The organism is Luteimonas sp. 9C (genome assembly GCF_902506295.1).
Taxonomy (GTDB): domain Bacteria; phylum Pseudomonadota; class Gammaproteobacteria; order Xanthomonadales; family Xanthomonadaceae; genus Luteimonas.
Map to the genome: position 1 here is coordinate 1,946,963 of NZ_LR733312.1, position 16,801 is coordinate 1,963,763.

15 protein-coding genes are annotated in these 16,801 nt (G+C 70.4%); 7 read left to right on the forward strand and 8 right to left on the reverse strand.

Features of this window, described 5'->3' with window-relative positions:
- Positions 1 to 106 precede the first annotated feature (106 nt).
- Entirely contained in the window at positions 107 to 1,474 is a 1,368-nt protein-coding gene (locus CURTO8I2_RS08890) for a VOC family protein (RefSeq protein WP_159680466.1), read from the forward strand.
- A gap of 254 nt (positions 1,475 to 1,728) precedes the next feature.
- Here the strand turns inward: CURTO8I2_RS08890 and CURTO8I2_RS08895 are convergent, their stop codons facing one another.
- From CURTO8I2_RS08895 to CURTO8I2_RS08915, 5 genes are all read right to left on the reverse strand, one after another.
- Positions 1,729 to 2,358 (reverse strand): response regulator transcription factor, encoded by a 630-nt coding sequence (locus CURTO8I2_RS08895; RefSeq protein WP_159680468.1) that lies wholly within the window; start codon positions 2,356 to 2,358, stop codon positions 1,729 to 1,731.
- Positions 2,359 to 2,407: 49 nt separating this feature from the next.
- Entirely contained in the window at positions 2,408 to 3,568 is a 1,161-nt protein-coding gene (locus CURTO8I2_RS08900; RefSeq protein WP_159681619.1) for a sensor histidine kinase, read from the reverse strand.
- A gap of 101 nt (positions 3,569 to 3,669) precedes the next feature.
- A complete protein-coding gene (locus CURTO8I2_RS08905) occupies positions 3,670 to 5,541 on the reverse strand; it encodes a CIA30 family protein (RefSeq protein WP_159680469.1) in 1,872 nt (623 codons plus the stop codon).
- Positions 5,542 to 5,571: 30 nt separating this feature from the next.
- On the reverse strand, positions 5,572 to 6,342 hold the full coding sequence (locus CURTO8I2_RS08910) for an ABC transporter permease (RefSeq protein WP_159680471.1): 771 nt from the start codon (positions 6,340 to 6,342) through the stop codon (positions 5,572 to 5,574).
- Positions 6,342 to 7,298, reverse strand: a complete 957-nt coding sequence (locus tag CURTO8I2_RS08915) for an ABC transporter ATP-binding protein (RefSeq protein WP_159680473.1) — start codon at positions 7,296 to 7,298, stop codon at positions 6,342 to 6,344. The genes CURTO8I2_RS08910 and CURTO8I2_RS08915 overlap by 1 nt, the downstream gene beginning before the upstream one ends.
- A 243-nt stretch (positions 7,299 to 7,541) precedes the next feature.
- On the opposite strand from CURTO8I2_RS08915, the gene CURTO8I2_RS08920 reads away from it, so the two are divergent.
- The 5 genes from CURTO8I2_RS08920 to CURTO8I2_RS08940 are packed head-to-tail and all read left to right on the forward strand — an operon-like array spanning position 7,542 to position 12,379.
- Complete coding sequence (locus CURTO8I2_RS08920; protein ID WP_159680475.1) at positions 7,542 to 8,789, forward strand: efflux RND transporter periplasmic adaptor subunit; 1,248 nt, start codon at positions 7,542 to 7,544, stop codon at positions 8,787 to 8,789.
- A 44-nt stretch (positions 8,790 to 8,833) separates the two neighbouring features.
- Positions 8,834 to 9,526 carry an ABC transporter ATP-binding protein gene (locus tag CURTO8I2_RS08925; protein ID WP_159680477.1) on the forward strand — a complete coding sequence of 231 codons (693 nt, stop codon included), beginning with the start codon at positions 8,834 to 8,836 and terminating at the stop codon, positions 9,524 to 9,526.
- A 25-nt stretch (positions 9,527 to 9,551) separates the two neighbouring features.
- Positions 9,552 to 10,709 carry an FtsX-like permease family protein gene (locus CURTO8I2_RS08930; RefSeq protein WP_159680479.1) on the forward strand — a complete coding sequence of 386 codons (1,158 nt, stop codon included), beginning with the start codon at positions 9,552 to 9,554 and terminating at the stop codon, positions 10,707 to 10,709.
- A 54-nt stretch (positions 10,710 to 10,763) separates the two neighbouring features.
- Positions 10,764 to 12,074, forward strand: coding sequence for an ABC transporter permease (locus CURTO8I2_RS08935; protein WP_159680481.1), 1,311 nt, complete (start codon positions 10,764 to 10,766; stop codon positions 12,072 to 12,074).
- Complete coding sequence (locus CURTO8I2_RS08940) at positions 12,071 to 12,379, forward strand: hypothetical protein (protein WP_159680482.1); 309 nt, start codon at positions 12,071 to 12,073, stop codon at positions 12,377 to 12,379. The genes CURTO8I2_RS08935 and CURTO8I2_RS08940 overlap by 4 nt, the downstream gene beginning before the upstream one ends.
- A gap of 258 nt (positions 12,380 to 12,637) precedes the next feature.
- Here the strand turns inward: CURTO8I2_RS08940 and CURTO8I2_RS08945 are convergent, their stop codons facing one another.
- Positions 12,638 to 13,258: a nucleotidyltransferase family protein gene (locus CURTO8I2_RS08945; protein ID WP_159680484.1), complete on the reverse strand. Its 621-nt coding sequence runs from the start codon at positions 13,256 to 13,258 to the stop codon at positions 12,638 to 12,640.
- A gap of 176 nt (positions 13,259 to 13,434) precedes the next feature.
- On the opposite strand from CURTO8I2_RS08945, the gene CURTO8I2_RS08950 reads away from it, so the two are divergent.
- Complete coding sequence (locus tag CURTO8I2_RS08950) at positions 13,435 to 14,499, forward strand: alpha/beta fold hydrolase (RefSeq protein WP_159680486.1); 1,065 nt, start codon at positions 13,435 to 13,437, stop codon at positions 14,497 to 14,499.
- A 60-nt stretch (positions 14,500 to 14,559) separates the two neighbouring features.
- On the opposite strand, the gene rarD is transcribed toward CURTO8I2_RS08950, so the two are convergent.
- Both rarD and yedA read right to left on the reverse strand, forming a co-directional pair.
- Positions 14,560 to 15,471, reverse strand: a complete 912-nt coding sequence (rarD, locus tag CURTO8I2_RS08955; protein ID WP_159680488.1) for an EamA family transporter RarD — start codon at positions 15,469 to 15,471, stop codon at positions 14,560 to 14,562.
- Positions 15,468 to 16,406 carry a drug/metabolite exporter YedA gene (gene yedA / locus CURTO8I2_RS08960; protein WP_159680490.1) on the reverse strand — a complete coding sequence of 313 codons (939 nt, stop codon included), beginning with the start codon at positions 16,404 to 16,406 and terminating at the stop codon, positions 15,468 to 15,470. The genes rarD and yedA overlap by 4 nt, the downstream gene beginning before the upstream one ends.
- Positions 16,407 to 16,801: the final 395 nt, after the last annotated feature.

The window sequence follows — 16,801 nt, forward strand, 5'->3', positions numbered from 1 at the left end:
CCTGAAGCGGACACCACGCCGCAACGTGACGAGGTTCCCGCCGTCGCCGTCGTCAGGCGAAAATGGGCGCTTCGCCGGGGCACGCCCGGTCCTCCGCCCGGTCCCCATGAACGCTTCGATGCACCTGTCCCCCGACGAGATCCGCAGCCTGTTCGCGCAGGCGATGTCGCGCATGTACCGCGACGAGGTGCCGCTGTACGGCACGCTGATGGAGCTGGTGTCGGAGGTGAACGCCGCGACGCTGTCCAGCGACCCGTCACTGGCCGCGCGCTTGCAGCGCAGCGACGCACTCGACCGCCTGGACGCCGAGCGCCATGGCGCGATCCGCGTCGGCACGCCGCGTGAGCTGGCGACGCTGCGCCGCCTGTTCGCGGTGATGGGCATGCAGCCGGTCGGTTACTACGACCTCGCCGTCGCGGGCGTCCCGGTCCATGCGACCGCGTTCCGCCCGGTCGATGCCGCGTCGCTGGCGCGCAATCCGTTCCGGGTGTTCACCTCGCTGCTGCGGCTCGAACTGATCGAGGATGCCGCGCTGCGCGACGAGGCCGCTGCGATTCTCGAAGCGCGCGAGATCTTCACCCCGCGTGCGCTCGCATTGATCGAACGCTTCGAGCAGGCCGGTGGGCTGACCGCAGACGAGGCGGCCGAGTTCGTCGCGCAGGCGCTGGAGACCTTCCGCTGGCACAGCGAGGCGACCGTCTCGCACGCGACCTACCAGGCGCTGCTGTCGGCGCATCGCCTGATCGCCGATGTCGTGTGCTTCCGCGGCCCGCACATCAACCATCTCACGCCGCGCACGCTAGACATCGATGCGGCGCAGGACGCGATGCAGGCGCGCGGCATCGATGCCAAGGCCGTCATCGAAGGTCCGCCGCGCCGCCGCTGCCCGATCCTGCTGCGCCAGACCAGCTTCAAGGCGCTGCAGGAACCGGTGCGGTTTCCCGTCGGCGACAGCGCCGACGCCGGCACGCACACCGCGCGTTTCGGCGAGATCGAACAGCGCGGCCTTGCGCTGACGCCGAAGGGCCGCGCGCTCTACGACAGCCTGCTCGCACGCGCACGCGATGCCGGCGGCGCAGGCAGCACCGGCGATTACGCCGCGCGCCTGGCGACGGCGTTCAACGATTTTCCGGATGATGACGACACGCTGCGCCGCGAAGAACTTGGCTACTACCGCTATGCGCTGACCGATGCGGGACGTGCGGATCCATCGGCCATCGCGCGCGGCAGCATCGACGAAGCGATCGCAGCCGGCCTGGTCACGGCCGACCCGGTGGTCTACGAGGATTTCCTGCCGGTCAGCGCGGCCGGCATCTTCCAGTCGAACCTCGGCGGCGGCGAACAGCGCGCGTACGCGGCGCAGGCGAACCGCGAGGCGTTCGAAACGGCGCTCGGTGCGCGCGTGCACGACGAGTTCGAAATCTACGCGCGGATCGAGCGGGATTCGCTGGTCGCGGTGGGGCTGGCGCGCTGAGACGCGCTGTTTGAGCCCTCCCCCGCCTGCGGGGGAGGGTTGGGTGGTTTGAGCCCTCCCCCGCCTGCGGGGGAGGGTTGGGTGGGGGCAATCCGTCCGACGCTCGAAACCCAAGCACGTGCGTCGACACCTTAGGCAAGTGATTTCCGCGACCTGATCGTTCGCCCCCATCCCACCCTTCCACCCGTAAAGGGCGCAATGCCCCACCAGTGGGGGAAGGAGTTGCCGGTCGCACGCGTCAGGCGACGCGTGGTCTACAACCACCCCTTCTGCCGCGCCAGCCGGTACGCCTCGATGCGGTTGCCGACGCCCAGCTTGCCGATTGCGTCCGACAGGTAGTTGCGCACCGTGCCGTGCGAGAGGTGCAGCTGGGCGGCGATCTCGCTGGCGTTCATGCCCTGCCCCGCGAGCCGCAGGGCCTGACGTTCGCGTTCGCTCAGCGGGTCCGGTTCGCTCCAGGCATCGAGCGCGAGCTGCGGGTCGATCGCGCGCCCACCGCCGTGGACACGGCGCAGGGCATCGGCGAGCTGCTCGGCCGGCGCGTCCTTGAGCAGATAGCCGCCGACGCCGGCATCCAGCGCCCGGCGCAGGAAGCCCGCGCGCGCGAACGTGGTGACGATCACCACGCGCACCGGCAACGCATGCCGCTGGATGCGCTGCGCGAGTTCGAGGCCGGTGAGGCCGGGCATCTCGATGTCGGTGACGAGCAGATCGGGCGACAGGCGCTGCAGGTCGCGCCAGGCCGATTCGCCATCGCCGACGCTGCCGACCACCGACAGGTCGTCTTCCAGATTCAGCAGCGCGGTCAGCGCGCCACGCAGCATCGCCTGGTCCTCGGCGATGAGGATGCGCAGGGGATCGGCGGACGTGGGCAGGCGCGGCATGGCGGAAACGTTAGCAGGCACCGCGCGGCGGCGCGTGCGCCCTGCGACGTCAGGCAGCCGATCCGACGGTCGAGCGGTCCGCGGAGAGCGGCAGCGTGACGTCGACCCGGGTGCCGTCACCGCCTTCGATGCGCAACACGCCACCGAGCGCCTCGATGCGTTCGCGCATGCCCGACAGGCCGTTCCCCGGCACGATCGCGCCGCCGCGACCGTCGTCGCGGATCTGCAGACGCACCGCGTCGGCGTCCCGTGCGAACTGCGCGTGCGCGCAGGTGGCGCGCGCATGGCGCTGGATGTTGGTCGCCGCCTCGCGCAGGGTCATCGCCAGCGCGGTCTCGATGTCGTCCGGCAGGCCTGCGGCGGCCACACGATCGTCGAGCGCGTAGTCGAACGCGACCCCGTCGGTTTCCAGCAGCAGCCGCGCGGACGCCAGCTCCGCCGCCAGGCCTGCCGCGCGGATGCCACTGACCGCCTGGCGCACCTGCGCCAGTGCATCGCGTGCGATGCCGCCGACTTCGCCGATCTCCTGCTGCGCGGCATGCGGATCGCGCGGCACCAGCTTCGCGGCGAGATCCGCCTTCAGCGCGACCATCGACAGCGTGTGCCCGAGCAGGTCGTGCAGGTCGCGGCCGATGCGTTCGCGCTCGGCGACCGCAGCCAGCCGGCGCACCTCGTCGTGCGACAGCCGCAGCGCGGCATCCTGCCGGTGCCTGAGGCGCTCCACGTGGACCAGCAGGCCGATCACCACCGTCGTCACCGGCATCCAGGCCAGCGCCACCCACGGATAGCCGAGCGTGCGCGCCCACAACAGCAGCGCCGCGTTCGACAGTGCCAGCATGCCCACGTACCGCCACACGGACGTGCGCGAGAGCGCGCTGAGAAACACGCAGCCGAACACGAAATAGCTCAGGCTCGAGACGTACCAGGGCAGCAGGCCGAAGCACAGCGCGATCATGCCGAGCGCGCACCAGGGGGCGCGCCGTTCGGGCAGCAGCAGCGCGCCCGCGAACAGGGCGATGAAGACCGGGTAGGACAGCAGCGTCAGCACCAGCCAGCGCAGGTCGTAGCCCTGCGGCGAGAACATCGGCACGACGAACACCCACACCGACCACAGCACGTGGATGCCTTCGCTCCAGACCGGCCGCCCCTGGCGCAGCGCGCTGCCGATGATGGAATCCGGCGCGGCCCGCAGGCCTGCGAAGGTGGGCATCGTCGTGGCGGCCGGCTGGGTCTGCATGTCGCGCAGCGTAGCCACCTCAGGCGCCCACCAGAAGTGGCGGCCGGTTTCCGCCGCGGCGCTCCGCCTGCATGTCAGTGCAGCGCCACGTCGTCGAGCGCAAACGCGAAGCCGCCTTCCGGCTGCCCCGCGGTCCATGCAAGCCCCCGCACCTGCGACAGATCCGCGCCGGCGAATCCCGACAGCGGCAGACGCACTTCGGTCCACGCGCTGCCGGCGTCGAAGTGCTGCGTCGCCGGCATCCCGGTCGGCGACGCGCCGGAGAACAGCATCGCGCTGTAGCGGCGGCCATCGCCGCGCACGCGGAACACGAGCTCGCGACGCGTGGACAGATCCACCGGCTGCATCGGCTCGGACGCGGGGAAGAAGATCACGCCGGCCCACGGAAACGCGAAGCCCGGCCTGATCTCGCCGCGCACCGACAGCGCGCCGGACGACGCGTCCGCGCCGCCGTCGATGCGGGCATGCGCGACGGTCGAGGCCCCGCCGGCCATCTGATCGGTCGTCGGCGCCCAGCTGCCGAAGCGAGCGTCGAGCCCGGTCTCAAAATCGCTGATGCGGGGGTCGTCCGGCAGGGTGCCCGCCGCGGCCGTCGCGACCGCTGCGCCGGATGGCGTGCGTTCGATGCGCACGCCGTTCTTCCAGATCGTGGCGATGCGGCGCGTCGCGGCGATGTCCTGGAGCGGATTGCCGTCGACCAGCACCAGATCGGCGCGCAGGCCCCGCGCGATGCGTCCGCGGTCGGCGAGCCCGAAGCGCGCGGCCGGCGCGGACGTCGCCGCGGCCAGCGCCTGTTGCGGCGTCAGACCGGCGCGCACCAGCAGGGCGAGCTCGCCGTGCAGGCTGGCGCCTTGCGCGGTGCCGGCATTGGGCGCATCACTGCCGGCGAGGATGGTCACGCCGACGGCGTGCAGGCGACGCACGCTGTCGATCGCATCGGCGAGGCGCTGCGGCCGTGGCGTCATCGGCATGCGCGCAGCCAGGCTTTCACGCTGTCCGGGCGTCAGCCACGGCGCCAGCGCCGGATCGTCGAGGAGCTGCCGGCCCGCGGCGTCGCCGGCCAACGAGGCGATCACCGACAGCGTTGGCATGACGAACGCGTCGCGCCGTGCAACCTCGGCGATGAAGGCGTCGTCGGCCGGCGCATCGTCGGCCACGTGCACGAACCCGTCGATGCCTGCGTCCAGCACCGCACGCGCACTCGCCTGCGTGGACACGTGGGCCACGGCGATGCGCTGCTGCGCGTGCGCGGCCTCGACGACCGCACGCACCTGGTCGGCGTCGAGCGTCGGCAGGGTGCGGCCGGCGGCGTAGCCACTCAGGTCCTCGACGATCAGCTTGATGAAGTCGTCGCCCTCGGCCACGCGCGCGGCAATGAAGGCCGGGATGTCGGTGTCGGCGTCGACGGTCGGCACCGGAAACCCGTACTGCGTGCCGTGCCCGCCGGGTGCGGTGATCGCGGTGCCGGCGGCCCAGAGGTCGGCCTGTACGGTCGGCGCGAGGGATTCGCGCTGCGCGCGCAGGGCCGGCAGCCGGTCCGCCAGGCCGTGCATGTCCAGCCCGGTGGTCACGCCGAAGCGCAGCATGTCCTGCTGCGCGTCGCCCCAGGCATGCACGTGCGCATCGATCAGACCGGGCAGCAGCGTGCGGCCCGCGCCGTCGATCATCTCGACCCCGTCGGGCACCGCCACCCCGGCACCGGCAGCCTCGATGCGGCCGTCGCGCACCACCACCGTGCCGCGTTCGATGACGTCGACGCCGTCGAAGATGCGCACGTCCTGGATCGCGAACGCGTGCGCCGCCGGCGTCCCTGCCGCCGTCGCGCCCGCGGTCGGCGCGGACGTCCGCCCCATCAGTGCCACGGCGCCGCCCAGCACGGCCACCAGGGCGGCCACCGCGGCCACGCCCGGCCAGCGTCGCGGTCCTGTCCTGTTCGCATGTGTCATGTCGGTCTCTCCAGAAGACGAAGCGCGATGTCAGACCGCGCGCGCGAGGCGGCGCAGCGCGAGCACGCAGCAGGCCACGGTCACGACGGCCAGCACCAGCAGATGCAGCCACGGCGACGTGGTCGCCGGTTGCCCGGTCACGCCCAGCGCGATCTGCGCCAGGTGCCAGGCCGGCCACAGCGGGGCCAGCCGCGCGAACACGTCGGGCAGCATCGCCAGCGGCAGCCACAGGCCGGACAGGAAGGCCATCGGCAGGAACAGCAGGTTGACCCAGGCGGGCGCCGCGTTCGCGCTGGCCACACTGCCGAGCAGCAGGCCGATCGCGCAGAACGGCAACGCGCCCAGCACGGTCACCGTCCACAGCAGCGCCCATTGCCCGGCCGCCAGCGACACGCCGCCGAAGACCGTCGCCAGCAGCGCGAGTTCCAGCGCAATGGCGAGCGCGAACAGCATCGCGATCAGCAGCCGCGCGACCAGCCACCCGCTCGACGGGGCGGGCAGCGCGCGACGCAGGGCGAAGAAGCCGCGCTCGCGGTCGATCGCCAGCGTGACCGAAAACCCGAACAGGCCCGCGCCCATCGCGCCGAACACGCCGTAGGTGGCCAGCAGGTACCGGGCCGCCTCGCCGCTGCCGCGACCGCCGAGCAGCAGCCCGAACATCACGTAGAACAGCGCCGGGAACAGCAGCGTCGGAATGATGTACATCGGTTCGCGCAGCAGCCGCAGCAGTTCGCAGCGCGTCTCGAGCAGATGGCAGCGCCACAGCGCGACGCGCGCGCCGGGGTCGATCGTGGTGCCCATCACGCGGCCTCCAGATTCGTATCGGATGCGGGTGCTCCCGGCGCGGTCATCGCGACGAAGGCTTCGGCGAGACCGGCGCGTTGCACATCGAGGTCGGCGAGCTGCGGGTCCGCGTCGAGCAGCCGGCGCAGCACGGCTTCCGCGTGCTCGGCCATGACCACCAGGTGCCCGTCGACGACGTCCGCGGTCCGCACGCCCGGCCAGGTCGACACGACCTCGGCAGGCACGACGCTCGTGCAGCGGATGCGCCGCTGCGCGACCTGCGCGCGGATCTCGCCGATGCGGCCGTCGGCACGCACCCGGCCGGCATCGAGCACGACGACGCGATCGGCCAGCGCTTCGGCCTCTTCCAGGTAGTGCGTGGTCAGCAGGATGCCGACGCCGTCGGCGACCAGGCTGCGGATCGCGCGCCATACCTGCTGGCGCGCGCCGATGTCGAGACCGGTGGTCGGTTCGTCGAGGAACAACAGCTTTGGCCGCCCGCACAACGCGATCGCGAACTGCACGCGACGCTGCTGGCCGCCCGAGAGCCGGCCGTAACGCCGGCCGAGCAGGCCGTCGAGTCCGGCCAGCGCCACGCAATCGGCGACGCTGCGCGGCTGCGGATACCAGCTGCGTGCCAGGGCGAGCAGCTCGCCGACCTGCAGGCGTTCCGGCAACTGCGCCTGCTGCAGCATCACGCCGATGTGCCGGCGCGCGTCGAGGTCGGACGGATGCCGGTCGAACAGCGTCACCTCACCGCTGTCGGCGGCCTGCAGACCGAGCAGGATCTCGATCGCGGTGGTCTTGCCGGCGCCGTTGACGCCGAGCAGCGCGGTGACCTGACCGGATGGCAGCGTGAGATCGACGCCGTCGAGCGCCTGCACGGCGCCGCGGCGGCGGCGCACGCCACACAGGCGCGCGAGTGGTGCCGGTATCTGCGGCGTGGTGTCTGCAATGAGCGGGGCTGGGTGCATGTCGGGTCCTCCGGGTGGCCCGCAGTCTCGTGCGCGGCGCCCGGCACCGGCAGTCGCAGGCGTCATCTCCTGCAGATGACACCCGTCAGGTGACCCGCGGCCGGGAAGCGCGCAGACTCGGCCCGGCGCTTCACGGTGCCCGCCCGGTCCGGCGCCCCGGTCGCTGACTTCCGGCAGGTTCGATCCCGTACCGCCCGCGGTCACACTCGCGCCTGTCGCTCCGTCCTGCTTGCCATGGAACCCATGAATACCAAGGCCGATCTGCTCAACGAACTCCGTATCGACCGCAAGGCGCCGCCGGAGCCGCCGCGTCGTCGCGGCCTGTGGATCGCCATCGCGGTCGTCGTGCTGCTGCTCGTGTTGGTCGCCGGCTGGGCGCTGTTCGGGCGCGATGGCGGCGTCGAGGTGCGCACGGCGCCGGTCGTCGCGATCACCGCCGGCGGCGCGAATGCATCGGTATTGGACGCCACCGGCTACGTCGTCGCCCGCCGCACCGCGACGGTGTCGTCGAAGATCACCGGCCGCGTGCGCGAAGTGCTGATCGAGGAAGGCCAGCGCGTCGAAGCCGGCGACATCATGGCGACGCTCGATCCGATCGACGCCGATGCGCAGCGCAGCCTGTCGGCCTCGCAGCTCGCCGCCGCGCGCAGCCAGACCGGCAGCGTGCAGGCCCAGCTGGCGCAGGCCGAGGCCGATGCCACGCGTCTGCAGTCGCTGGTCGCGCAGCAGCTGGTGTCGCGTTCGCAGTACGACCAGGCCATCGCCCAGCGCGATGCGCTGCGGGCGCAGCTGGTCACCGCGCAGCGCAATACCCAGGTCGCGTCCGCGTCGCTGGCGATCGCCGATCTCGGCGTCGACAACACCGTGGTACGCGCGCCGTTCGCCGGCGTGGTCACCGCCAAGGCCGCGCAACCGGGCGAGATCGTCTCGCCGCTCTCGGCCGGTGGCGGCTTCACCCGCACCGGCATCGGCACGATCGTCGACATGGATTCGCTGGAAGTCGAAGTCGACGTCGGCGAGGCCTTCATCGGCCGCGTGCAGCCGAAGATGCCGGTCGAGGCGACGCTCAATGCCTATCCCGACTGGAAGATTCCGGCCGAAGTCATCGCGATCATCCCGGCCGCCGACCGCGGCAAGGCCACGGTCAAGGTGCGCATCGCGATCAAGCAGAAGGACGCGCGCATCGTGCCGGACATGGGCGTGCGCGTGAGCTTCCTCGAAGCGCCCAAGGCGGACGATGCGCAGCAGCCGCGCGGCGTGCGCGTGCCGGGCGCGGCGATCGTGCAGCGCGACGGTGCCGACGTCGCCTTCGTGCTCGGCGAGGACAACACCGTGACGCAGCAGACGCTCGAGACCGGCATCGCGCTCGGTGACGACCGCCAGGTGCTGTCGGGCGTCAACGCCGGCGACACCGTCGTCCTCGATCCGCCGGACACGCTGACCGACGGCGCGAAGGTGCGCATGGCCGACGCCGAACGCGAATCCCGCTGATCGCACACCACATCCACCGAGCAGCATCCACTCCGGAGTGTGCCATGTCGTCCCTCGTCAGCATCCGCAACCTGCACAAGACCTATCAGCGCGGCCCGGAAAAGGTCGACGTGCTGCACGGCATCGACCTCGATATCCCGCGCGGCGATTTCGTCGCGCTGATGGGCCCGTCGGGGTCGGGCAAGACCACGCTGCTGAACCTGATCGGCGGTCTGGACACGCCGACCTCGGGCGAGATCGAGATCGAGGGCGAGCGCATCGACCGCATGAGCGCCGGCCAGCTGTCGAACTGGCGCAGCCGCCACGTCGGTTTCGTGTTCCAGTTCTACAACCTGATGCCGATGCTCAACGCGCAGAAGAACGTGGAGCTGCCGCTGCTGCTGACCACGCTGGGCGCGGCGCAACGCAAGCGCAATGCGGAAATCGCGCTGACCCTCGTCGGCCTCGCCGACCGCCGCACGCACAAGCCCAACGAGCTGTCGGGCGGCCAGCAGCAGCGCGTGGCGATTGCCCGCGCGATCGTGTCCGACCCGACGTTCCTGATCTGCGACGAGCCCACCGGCGATCTCGACCGGCAGAGCGCCGAGGAGATCCTCGGCCTGCTGCAGGAACTCAACCGCGAACACGGCAAGACCATTGTCATGGTCACGCACGATCCGAAGGCCGCCGAATACGCGACCCACACGATCCATCTCGACAAGGGCGAGCTGGTCGACACGCCGATCGGCGCGCACTGACCCACCGCAACCGGGAGACGGCACGATGAAATACCTGTCGCTGGTGTGGGCCCAGCTGTTCCGCAGCAAGACGCGCACGCTGCTGACCCTGCTGTCGGTGGTCGCGGCGTTCCTGCTGTTCGGCATGCTCGATTCGGTGCGCGTGGCCTTCAATTCGGGCGGCAGCGTCGACGGCGCGAACCGGCTGATCGTCGCCTCGCGGCTGTCGATCACCCAGTCGCTGCCGGTGCGCCTGCAGTCACAGATCGAGTCGATCCCCGGCGTGCGCCAGGTGACTTACGCGATGTGGTTCGGCGGCATCTACCAGGACCAGCGCAACTTCTTCCCGAACTTCTCGGTCGCGCCGAATTTCTTCGACGTCTACGGCGAATACGAGGTGCCGCCCGACCAGCTCCAGGCCTTCCGCGACACGCGCACCGGCGCGGCCGTGGGCGAAGCGCTGGCCAAGAAGTTCGGATGGAAGATCGGCGACACGATTCCGATGCAGGCGACGATCTTCCCGCGTGGCGGCAGCAACGACTGGCCCCTGGAACTCAAGGCGATCTTCCGCGCCAAGGACCGCGGCAACGTCGGCGCGGAAAACCAGTTGATGATGAACTGGACCTACTTCGACGAATCCAACGACTACATCAAGAACCAGGTCAGCTGGTTCACCGTGCAACTGGCGAATGCCGACCAGGCCTCGCGCGTAGCGCAGGCGATCGATGCGATCTCGGCGAACTCCGACCACGAGACCAAGTCGCAGACCGAGTCCGCGTTCCAGCAGGCGTTCGCCAAGCAGTTCGCCGACATCGGCCTGATCGTCACCGCGATCATGGGCGCGGTGTTCTTCACCCTGCTGCTGCTGACCGGCAACACGATGGCGCAGGCGGTGCGCGAGCGCATCCCCGAACTCGCGACGTTGAAGACGCTCGGCTTCACCGACGGCACCGTGCTGGTGCTGGTGATGGTGGAATCGGTGCTGCTGGTGATGATCGGCGGGCTGGTGGGCCTGGGCCTCGCCTCAGCGATCATGCCCGGGGTCAGCGCGGCGAGCGGCGGCGCGATCGCGCTGCCCACGGTGCCGGCGCAGACCTGGCTGATCGGGCTGGGCCTGATGATCGGCATCGGGATCATCGTCGGCGTGCTGCCGGCGCTGCGCGCGCAGCGGCTGAAGATCGTCGATGCGCTGGCGGGACGCTGACCTCATGGCCCTTCGCACTGCTTTCCGCTGCATGACGAACCGGATCGGACCGACATGACAAGACCCTGGCTCTGGAACCTGCTGTCGATCGTCGCGCTGATCATTGGGCTCACGGTGTGGGTGCTGCTGCCCTGGTACGGCGTGCTGGCGATCGCGGTCGCCATCGGGCTTTGGCTGGTGCTCACCCGCGGTGGCCGGTTGGCGCTGGCGGCGGCGCGCATCGGCATCAGCAGCCTGCCGCAGCGCTGGGGCGCCTCGTCGGTGATCGTGGTCGGCATCGCCGGTGTGGTCGGCGTGCTGGTGGCGATGCTGGCGATGGGCGAGGGCTTCAAGGCGACGCTCAACAGCACCGGCGATGAAACGTCGGCGATCGTGCTGCGCGGTGGTTCGCAGGCCGAAACCAATTCGGTGATCACCCGCGACCAGGTGCCGTTGATCGGTACGCTCGCCGGCATCGCACGCGATGCCCAGGGCCGCCCGCTGCTATCGCCGGAGCTGTCGCAGGTGGTCAACCTGCCGTCGAAGGCCGACGGCAGCGACGTCAACGCGCAGTTCCGCGGTGTCGGCGAACTCGCCTGGGCCGTGCACGACAAGGTGCGGATGATCGAAGGCCGCAAATTCGCGCCGGGCCTGCGCGAGATCGTCGTCGGCCAGGGCGCGCGCGGCCAGTTCCGCGGGCTCGAGGTTGGCAAGGCGCTGACGCTCGGCAACCAGCAATGGACGGTGGTCGGTGTGTTCGCCTCCGGCGATGCACACGATTCGGAGCTGTGGACCGATGCCGAGACGCTGGCGTCGACCTACAACCGCAGCGCCTACCAGTCGATCACCGTGCGCACCGAGGGCACCGCCGGCTTCACCGCGTTCAAGACCGCGATGGATGCCGACCAGCGCCTGAAGCTCGACGTCTCGACGACGCGCGCCTACTACGGCAAACAGTCCGGCCAGCTCGCCACGATCATCAACGTGCTGGGCACGGTGATCGGCGCGATCATGGCGGTCGGCGCGGTATTCGGCGCGCTCAATACGATGTACGCCGCCGTCGCTGGCCGTGCGCGCGAGATCGCGACGATGCGCGCGATTGGGTTCCGCGGCCTGCCGGTGGTCGTCGCGGTGATGCTGGAGACGATGCTGCTGGCGCTGCTCGGCGGCCTGCTCGGCGGACTGCTCGCGTGGAGCATCTTCAACGGCTACAGCGTCAGCACGCTGGGCAGCAACTTCAGCCAGGTGGTGTTCCAGTTCAAGGTCTCGCCCGAGCTGCTGTGGAACGGCCTGAAGTGGGCGCTGGGCATCGGCCTCGTCGGCGGCCTGTTCCCCGCCCTGCGCGCCGCGCGCCTGCCGGTCACCGCGGCGCTGCGCGCGACATGAGTGCTGCATCGCCGGACACCTTGTCGAACGCGGACATCGCACGCGAGATCCAGTCGCTGCAGAAGCGTGCGTTCGAACGCTACGAAGACGCTGCGCTGCGCGCCGAGGCCGATCCCGCGCGCGCAGAGGTGATCTACGCACAGGCCGAGCGCGACACAGCGCCGTGGATCGCGCGCGCGACCGCACTCAACGACGAACGCGTCGCGCGCTACCGGCGCCGTGCGCAACGCTGGCGCAACGCGGCGCTGGCGATCGGCGTCGTCGGGGCGGTGTGCGTGGTGTGGATGCTGTCGCGGATGCAGTGAGTTCTACCGCGTCCGGACGGCGCGAGATGCGCCATAAGCCCTCCCCCGCGACGCGGGGGAGGGTCGGGTGGGGGCAAACCGTCGGCCATCACAGACGATGACGCGAGCGGAAACTTGGCGTTTATCGCAGGCACTCCTATTGCCTCGAGCTGATCGTTCGCCCCCATCCCAGCCTTCCCCCGCACGCGGGGGAAGGAGCAGACCCCGGCTAGTTCGAGCATCCAGCACGGGTCGCAACGCACAGCCCGATCGATCGCATCAGTGCCCCGGACGATCCAGCAACCCGTCCGCCAGCGCCTGCGCGACGTCCTCCGCCGTATCGATGTCCTGCGCCAGCGAGGGCGCCTGCAGCCGGAACAGCGCGTCCTCCGGCAATGCCGCCAACAGCGCGCCGAATCCCCGATCGCCTGCCAGTGCATCCACCTGCGCGAACAACGTGTGCGACAGCACCGCTGGCGCGCCGGGGCGTTCGCCGTGCATCACCGCCGCGCAGCCCGAACGCACACTGCGGGCGCCGTCCAGCAGCGCGCGCAGGTGCAGCGCGTTGAGCGCAGGCTGATCGATGCCGGTCACCAATACAGGACCGCGATGCGCCTGCAGCGCCCGCGCGGCGGCGACGAGGCTGGCGGAGAGACCGTCGCGCCAGTCGGGCACGTCGTGCAGCTCGACGAAACCATGCGGCGACGGCGCGAGTTCCGCCGCGACGGCGTCGTGATACGCACCGAGCATCACGACCAGCCTGCAGGGATGGGTTTCCGCGACCAGCCGCACGACGCGTGCGACCAGGCTTTCGCCGTCGTGGCGCAGCAGCTGCTTGGGCCGCCCCAGACGCGTGCTGCCGCCGGCGGCCAGCACGATCGCGGCATGCGCGGTGATCATCGAAGAACTCCCGTGCGACAGGTCGACATGGCCGCACTGTGCCAGAAGGCCAGTGCAGTGACCGGCGCGCGCCGATGAATGGCGACCGTCTGTCATGCAGCTGTCATCGCCGTGCGATAGCGACGCCCGGCGCCGCGTCGATAGTCTGCGCGGCCGCCTCGCCACCGCCCATCGCCATGCGCCGCCTCGCCGCCCTCCTCGTCGCCAGCCTGCTCGTCGCCGGATTTTCGTCCTGGCCGGGCATGGCGAGTTCGCTGGCGTCGAAGCTGGTCGCACCGCCCGGCGTATCGCCTTTGCTGCAGACAGAGCGCGTCGACGCCGCATTCGCGCGGCTGCCGAACCGCAGCGGACACGTCGTGACGCGCGACGACGTGCCGGTGTTCTGGCGTGCGCTCGATCCCGGCGACTACGGCATGGACTACGCGTGGACGCGGCCCGCCGACGATCCGCACGGCGTCGACTTCTCGCTCGATTTCCACGCGCCGTCCGAGCCGTCCGCCCCGCCGCGCGGCACCATCGTGCTGCTGCACGGCTGGATGATGGATGGCGGCTCGCTGCTGCCGTGGTCGATCGCGCTGGCCGAAGCCGGCTATCGCACCATCACCCTGGACCTGCGCAATCACGGCCGTTCCGGCCATGCGCCGTCGGGCTACGGCACGCGCGAGGCCGGCGATGTCGTCGACGCGGTCGCTGCCCTCCGCGCGCAGGGCGAGATCGCCGGCCCGCTGCACATCTTCGGCGTGTCCTACGGCGCGGCGACCGCGCTGTTCGCGGCGGCCGATCCGCGCCTGCAGGCCGAGCGGGTCGTCGCACTGGAATCCTTCGACAATGCCGGCGCCGCGATCCGCGACATGGTGCCGCACATGCTCGATGAAGACGGCGGCAGCTGGCACGCGCAACTCACCCGCCATTGGCTGCGCTGGCGCATCGACGCCTCGGTGCTGGACGCGGCGATCGCACGTGCCGGCGACACGCTGTCGCTGCCGCTCGACGGCATCGACGTCGGCGCCGCGCTGGCACAGGCACCGGCCTGCGTGCTGCTGGTGCACGGCGATGCGGATCGCCATGTACCGGTCGCACACGGCCGTGCGCTCGCCGCAGCCGTGCCCGGTGCGCGCTATCTGGAACTCGCCGGCGAAGACCACCTCAGCCTGCCGATGCGGCTCGACCGTCTGGCGCCGACCGTCGTCGACTGGTTCGACGCAGCGGCCTGCCCGCAGACCGCGCTCGCCGCCCGCTGATGCTTTCGTAGGATGGGTAGAGCGCAGCGAAACCCATCGAATCCAGAGGGCCCATAAACCTCAGGCCTGCTGCGCGACGATCCGCCTGCGCGATTGCAGATAGCCGTCGAGCGCGAACACCACCAGCCCGACCCAGATGAACCCGAAGCCGATCGCACGGTCGATGCCGAAGGCTTCGCCGAAGAAGAACACGCCCAACAGCAGCTGCAGCGTCGGACCGATGTACTGCAACAGGCCGATGATCGTCAGCGGCACGCGTCGCACCGCGTAGGCGAAACAGATCAGCGGGATCGCGGTCAGCGCGCCGCCGAGCACCAGCAGCACGTCGGTCCAGCCACCCCAGCGCAGCGAGAAGAATCCGCCGCCGCCCTGGCTTTCGAACCACGCCAGCGCGAGCAGCGCGGGACCGAACACGAACAGGTTCTCGACGCCGAGCCCCTGCACCGCTTCGACCGCGGCGAACTTGCGGATCAGGCCGTACAGCGCGAACGAGGTCGCCAGGCACAGCGCGATCCACGGAAAGCTGCCGTAGTTGAAGGTCAGCCACGCAACGCCGCCGCCGGCGAGCGCGACCGCGATCCACTGCGGCACCGACAGCCGCTCGCGCAGGAACACCACGCCGATGACGACATTGAGCAGCGGATTGATGAAGTAGCCCAGGCTCGCCTCAACCACGTGTCCGCTGTTGACCGCCCAGACGTACAGCGCCCAGTTCGCCGCGATCAGACAACCCGACATCGCGAGCATGCCGGCGAGTCTCGGCTGCGCGAGGATTTCGCGCAGCCAGCCGCGGCCCTGGCGGATGGTCAGGAACGCGGCGACGAGAATCGCGCACCAGATCGAGCGGTGCAGCACGATCTGCAGCGACGGCACGTGCCGCAGCAAATACCAGTACAGCGGCATCAGGCCCCAGATCACGAAGGCCGCGACCGCGATCCACAGGCCGCGGCGGCTCTGTGCGGCGTCGATCATGGATCTTCTCCGGCAACCGCTGCGGCCGGCGTCGGCACCGGCTTCTTCGCGCGCGCGCGGCCCAGCGTGATCGCGACCACCGCGACCAGGATCACCGCCATCGCGCCGAGATCGTTGACGTGGAAGCGCTCCGACGCGAGCCACGCGCCGAGCAGCACCGCGATCGCGGGATTGACGTAGGCGTAGCTGCCGGCGAGCGTCGGGCGCACGTTGTGCAGCAGCCACACGTAGGCCGTGAAACCGATGATCGAGCCGAAGGACGCGAGGTACGCCACCGACAGCGTGCCCTTGAGCGTCGGCAGCTCGGCGAAGCGTTCGCCGATCAGCAGGCCCACCGCGAGGATGATCACGCCGCCGGCGAGCATCTGCGCCGCGGCCGCCATGAACGGCGACGGCAGATCACGGCCGCGACTCCACACCGAACCGAAGGCCCAGGCCAGCGGCGCGATCAGCAATGCGATCAGGCCCATCGGGGACGCGGTCAACGAACTGCCGGCGTTGAGCCACAGCACGCCGGCGAAGCCGACCGCGAGACCGGCCCATTCGATGCGCGAGGGACGGTCCCCACGGATCGCCGCGAACAGCGCGATCCAGATCGGCGCCGAGGCGACCGCGACCGCGGCCAGACCCGAAGACACGCTCTGCTCGGCGATGCAGACCATGCCGTTGCCCAGGCCGAGCAGCAGCACGCCCATCGCGAGCAGCGTCTTCCACTGGTTACGCGTCGGCGCGGGCACGCCGCGCAGGCGCAGCGCGGCATACATCAGCCCACCCGCGACGATGAAACGCATGCCTGCCATCAGCAGCGGCGGATACCCGCCTTCGAGGGCGAAGCGGATCGCGAGATAGGTCGACCCCCAGACGAGATAGACGGCCGCCAGCGCCAGCGCGATGGCCAGGGCCGAGGCGGGACGCGACACCGGCGCGACGCTCATGGAGGTTCCGGAGAAGAGAGGAGAAGCCGCGAATGCGGAGCGGAATTCTACGCCCGCGGCCCGTTGCACGGCTGGAACGGTGGTGTTGCAGCGACGCTGCGCTGCGCATGCGCGCATCCCAAGCCCAAACCGCTGCCAATCGAGGTCGTCTACGCGCGCGCAATCAAAGCCCTCCCCCGCTCGCGGGGGAGGGCTTTGATTGCGCGCGCGTAGACGACCTCGATTGGCAGGATGGCGGGTCTCCAAGCTTAGGGCTCGGGCTTCGCATGGAACTCCGGGTTCAAAAAACCTATCCGTCCGCCCCCATCCCAACCTTCCCCCGCCCAGCGGGGGAAGGCGTCGAGTCCACGTGTTCGGCGAAATTTCTTGGTGCGCCTCAGCCGCAACCCCACATA